Annotated in this window: 5 protein-coding genes and 1 tRNA gene; 1 reads left to right on the top strand and 5 read right to left on the bottom strand. The window is 48.0% G+C overall.

Features of this window, described 5'->3' with window-relative positions; all coding sequences use genetic code 11:
* Positions 1-830, top strand: an 830-nt coding sequence (locus RMO35_RS05285) for a histidinol-phosphate transaminase (RefSeq protein WP_309739085.1), incomplete at its 5' end; no start/stop codon positions are given.
* 186 nt (positions 831-1,016) lie between these two features.
* Here the strand turns inward: RMO35_RS05285 and RMO35_RS05280 are convergent.
* From RMO35_RS05280 to RMO35_RS05260, 5 genes are all read right to left on the bottom strand, one after another.
* Positions 1,017-2,015 (bottom strand): GntR family transcriptional regulator, encoded by a 999-nt coding sequence (locus RMO35_RS05280; protein ID WP_309739083.1) that lies wholly within the window; start codon positions 2,013-2,015, stop codon positions 1,017-1,019.
* Positions 2,016-2,333: 318 nt separating this feature from the next.
* On the bottom strand, positions 2,334-3,122 hold the full coding sequence (locus RMO35_RS05275) for an RNA methyltransferase (RefSeq protein WP_309739081.1): 789 nt from the start codon (positions 3,120-3,122) through the stop codon (positions 2,334-2,336).
* A gap of 82 nt (positions 3,123-3,204) precedes the next feature.
* A tRNA-Leu gene (locus RMO35_RS05270) sits at positions 3,205-3,288 on the bottom strand.
* Between the two features lie 180 nt (positions 3,289-3,468).
* A complete protein-coding gene (locus RMO35_RS05265) occupies positions 3,469-3,903 on the bottom strand; it encodes a hypothetical protein (protein ID WP_309739079.1) in 435 nt (144 codons plus the stop codon).
* Positions 3,904-3,979: 76 nt separating this feature from the next.
* Positions 3,980-4,341: response regulator (locus RMO35_RS05260; protein ID WP_309739078.1), on the bottom strand; the 362-nt coding region annotated here is incomplete at its 5' end.

Genomic DNA, 4,341 nt, shown 5'->3' with positions numbered 1-4,341 from the left:
CGGATGAGTTGTTGCGATCGATTCTGATTGCGACTTGTGTTGGTGGCGGGGGGAGTATCTTAGTCTCGGGGCCAACATTTAGCATGTATGGTATTTTGGCACAGACATTAGGTGTGCCAGTGGTGAGTATCGATCGCGGTGTTAATTTTGAAGTCGATTTAGCAGCAGCGCGAGCGGCGATTAGCCATCCTCAAGGCGCACCGATTCGGGTGGTATTTATGGTGCATCCTAATTCGCCGACGGGGAATGCACTTACGGCGGCGGAACTAGACTGGATGCGGAGTTTACCACCAGATATTTTAGTAGTCGTCGATGAGGCTTATTTTGAATTCAGTCAACATACGGCGGTGTCCGAATTAGCAGCGCACCCAAATTGGATCGTACTGCGGACATTTTCCAAAGCCTTTCGGCTGGCGGCGCATCGTGTGGGCTATGCGATCGGACACGCACAGCTAATCGCTACTCTCGAACGCGTCCGCTTACCTTATAATTTACCCAGTATTTCCCTCGCTGCTGCCGAATTAGTACTAGAGCATCGTCAGTCATTACTAGCTGTCATTCCCGAGCTACTGAGCGAACGAGATCGCTTATTTAACGCTCTAGCAAGGATCGACGCACTAAAAGTCTGGCGTAGTGATGCTAACTTTCTCTACGTGCGGCTGCTGGGAGTGGAAAATCTAGAAATAGCATTGGCAAACTTAGTGACAGGTTTAAAAGCGATCGGGACATCGATTCGGCATACTGGTGGAGGATTACGGATTTCGATCGGGACTCCAGCCGAAAACGATCGAACTATCGCACGGATTACTCAGCTATTAACTCGATCTTAAATCTAGTTCAGTAGGCAGATGCAACTATTTATTAAATAGATAGTGGCTCAAACCTAATTGGTGAGCAGCGATGCGCGCACGCCTCTGTTTCCCGACGGTTCAGCGCATCAAGACAGTGCCCACTCTACTGGATCTACTGGGACTACTCTACCATCTACCCTCTACCCCCTACCCTCTACCCTCTCATCAAACCAACCCCAATTCGCGCTTGAGCAGATTGATAGATTTCAAACCGATGTAGCTTTCGCTTTCGACGACTTGGGGAATTCGCATTAGATCGTCGCCAGCAGCTTCGATCGCGTGATGGACGATCCGAAGACTGGCTTTGTCGCTGATAATCGTGTGTGCGCGGCGGATCGTGGCATTGAGTTTGTAGCTGTCTTTGGTTTGACATGCCATCACTAGCAAGTCATCGCCGCGCATACTATGCACCATCATTTCCGCAACAGCGAGAATTCCACTGCTGAGACTGACGATGCCGACATAGCTATTTTTGGGGAGAGTTTTGACTAACGATAGTTCTTTTTCATAGTCTTGTAAGTCCACTGGAATCACGCGGATCGATCGAACGGGGACTAATTCACTAGCAGCCAGTTTAGATTCGACACTGCCGATATGATAGCGACTGGTAACGACTGTCGCGGCGCGGGATTGAACTAATTGAGCTTCTAATTTGTCCAAGGTAATGAGTTGAACGGGGATGCCCAGCGATTGTTGTAGCTCTTGGAGCATCAATTCACCTGCGCCTAGATCGTTGCGCGGTACGGTGACAAATACCCGTGCGCTACACCGCCACCGCCAATCGATCTCAGTCAAAAATAATTCTCGCGCCTGATTGAGCGAATAACCCTGAGCGAGGAGGGTATTGAGACTTTGGGAGACTAAATCGATCGCGGGAAGACGCGGATCGATCTGAGCATCGGCAATTAGATGATTGCTTTCGTGTCCTAATGACCGCACATAGATGCCCGAACCAGGGACGGATTCTACCAAGCCAGTCAGCTCTAATTGAGAGTATACTTTGCCGACCGTATTGCGGTGTAAGCCAGTCTGCATGGCAAGTTGCCGGGTGCTAGGCAGGCGATGTCCGGGAGAGAATTGGCGGGAGGCGATCGCAAACAACATCTGATCGTATAGTTGTTTGGAGACGGGGATTTCGCTATCGGTTTGAATGTGGAATTGCATTGGAAGACAAAGGAGATCGATCGTTGATAGTTGCCGCGAGTGTTTGAGCGAAAACCTCTCAACTGCTGACAGCCAGCAAAGAGTAACTGTCAGAAATCTACAATTATTTCAGCTTACGTTTTTAGAATACCCTGACTATAGCCTGAGTTAGGGATCGTAAAAATTTTATTGAAAACACTAGCAATCTTACAGTAAGCTTCAATCGCGATCGTGCTAATTCCGCGAGCTTTCAGGTGTCGAGGATCTCTAGACTTCCTGCGAAAGTAAAAACAAAATCTTTTCTCTAAAGCCTAATACCTAAAGCCCAAAGCCTAAAGCCTAACTTTCGGAGAAAGCCTTTTGTCTGCGGACTTCAAATAACATCAGTGCGGCGGCGGTGGCGACATTCAATGATTCTACGCCAGCGGACATGGGAATCTTGACCTGAAGATCGGCTAGGGCAGCTAAATCTCGACTCAAACCCGCCCCTTCATTGCCCAACAAAACCAGTGTCGGCGATCGCAAGTCCACATCCCAGTAACTAGTTTTGGTATGAGAACTAGTCGCAACCACCTGTACCCCCTGTTGCTGATAGCTAGCGATGAGTTCGCTCAGATTGTCGCTGACTCCCATTGCCAGCCGAAACCATTGCCCTGCTGAGGCGCGTAGCACCTTGGGGTTGTCCAAATCGACGCTATCTTTGCTTACCCACAGTCCATCGACACCCGCCGCCGCCGCTGTCCGAATTATTGCGCCGAGATTGCCCGGATCTTGAATGGTAGATAGCACGAGCGTGAGGTTTGCGCTCAGCGGTGGCTGCTTGTGTGCCATCCGGGGTGCTGTCGCCACGATACCGTCAGGATTGACAGTTGTGGCGATCGATCCGATAACTTCATCCCCGACCAATTCTACGCGATCGCTAGTAGCTAGGACGATCGACCACAGTTCGGGATGGTTTGCCTGCCATAGCTCGGTGCAGCACACGGTTGTTAATGGATAATTAACAGCACAGGCTTCCTGAATTAGATGGGTTCCTTCTAGGAGAAATAACTGAGTTTCCCGGCGTTCTTTGGGGCTGTGCAGCTTTTTGATCTGCTTAATCAGGGGATTTTGAGTGCTTGTCAACATCGTAAAAATCAGCCAGGTAATACAAATCGGGGGGCACGATAATCTATCGTACCCCCCGATCGTGTTGAATGTAACTAAGAGATGCGCGACCCGAGACTCGAACTCGGAAGTCCTTGCGAACACTAGAACCTGAATCTAGCGCGTCTACCAATTCCGCCAGTCACGCAAACTAATGGTTTTATAACCAGTTATTCATTATCAAAGATCTAGTTAGTATTTGTCAAGTAGTTCTCAATACTAAGCGGCAATCAATCTCCCAGTCTCCCAGTCTCCCAGTCTCCCCGTCCCCCAGTCCCTTAGTCCCCCAGTCCCCTGAAGATAGTAACTAGATTCACGCCAAATACTACTAATCTCCCAAAATAAAGATCGTCAATTGGCTCTGTTCGTGAGTAACGATCGCAATATGACTGGCGATACCAAGGGGATTATCGGTACGAACGTCACTTGGTAAAGTCCGAATCCGATCGCAGGGTACAGAGACTAAAATCGGTGCAGTCTCGATCGGGATACCATATAGCTGAGAATTTTCACCTGTAAAAATCACGATCGCATTAAAGTCAGCAATCTCTATGCCCGACAGGCGATCGTGCAAATCGAGAATTGCTACATCCTGCGTTAAGCTAAAATCTTCGCCGATAAATACATTACTAATCACCCGATTAATTTTGGTCGTTGGAATCCCAAAACTTACACGAGCGATATTAAAAACGACTAGCTCGATCGTGGGAGACGACTGCTGTTTTGGCTCTAGTAAAAGATTGGAGGTGATATCTGTCAGCATCTAGTATGAATAGTGGATAGTGAATAGTAAATGTTTATTTCTTGGGTGGGAAGGGAGGAGGAATTGATGCGATCGACTATTCACTATCGATTAACTTAGCGATCGCAGTGACAAAATCTTGTTCGACATAAGGCTTAATAAAATAGTCAACTGCCCCCAAATGAGCGGCAAATTGACGATGTTTGTTATTGCTGCGAGATGTCAACATCACCACCGGGACGTGAGAAATTGTCCGGTCTTGACGATAGATATTTAGGAATTCAAAGCCATTCATGTTGGGCATTTCCACGTCACAAATTGCTAATTTAATTTCGCTGACTTTTTGGCGCAAGATTTGCAGTGCTTCTTGACCATCTTTGGCGGGAATAGCGCGATAGCCAAACTTTTCGAGGGAAAGACATAAACTTTGACGGGTAGTAATAGAGTCATCGATGACCA

This window comes from Chamaesiphon sp. OTE_20_metabat_361, from assembly GCF_031364565.1.
The sequence above is the reverse complement of the archived record's forward strand: the minus strand, read 5'-3'. Positions and strand labels throughout refer to the sequence as shown.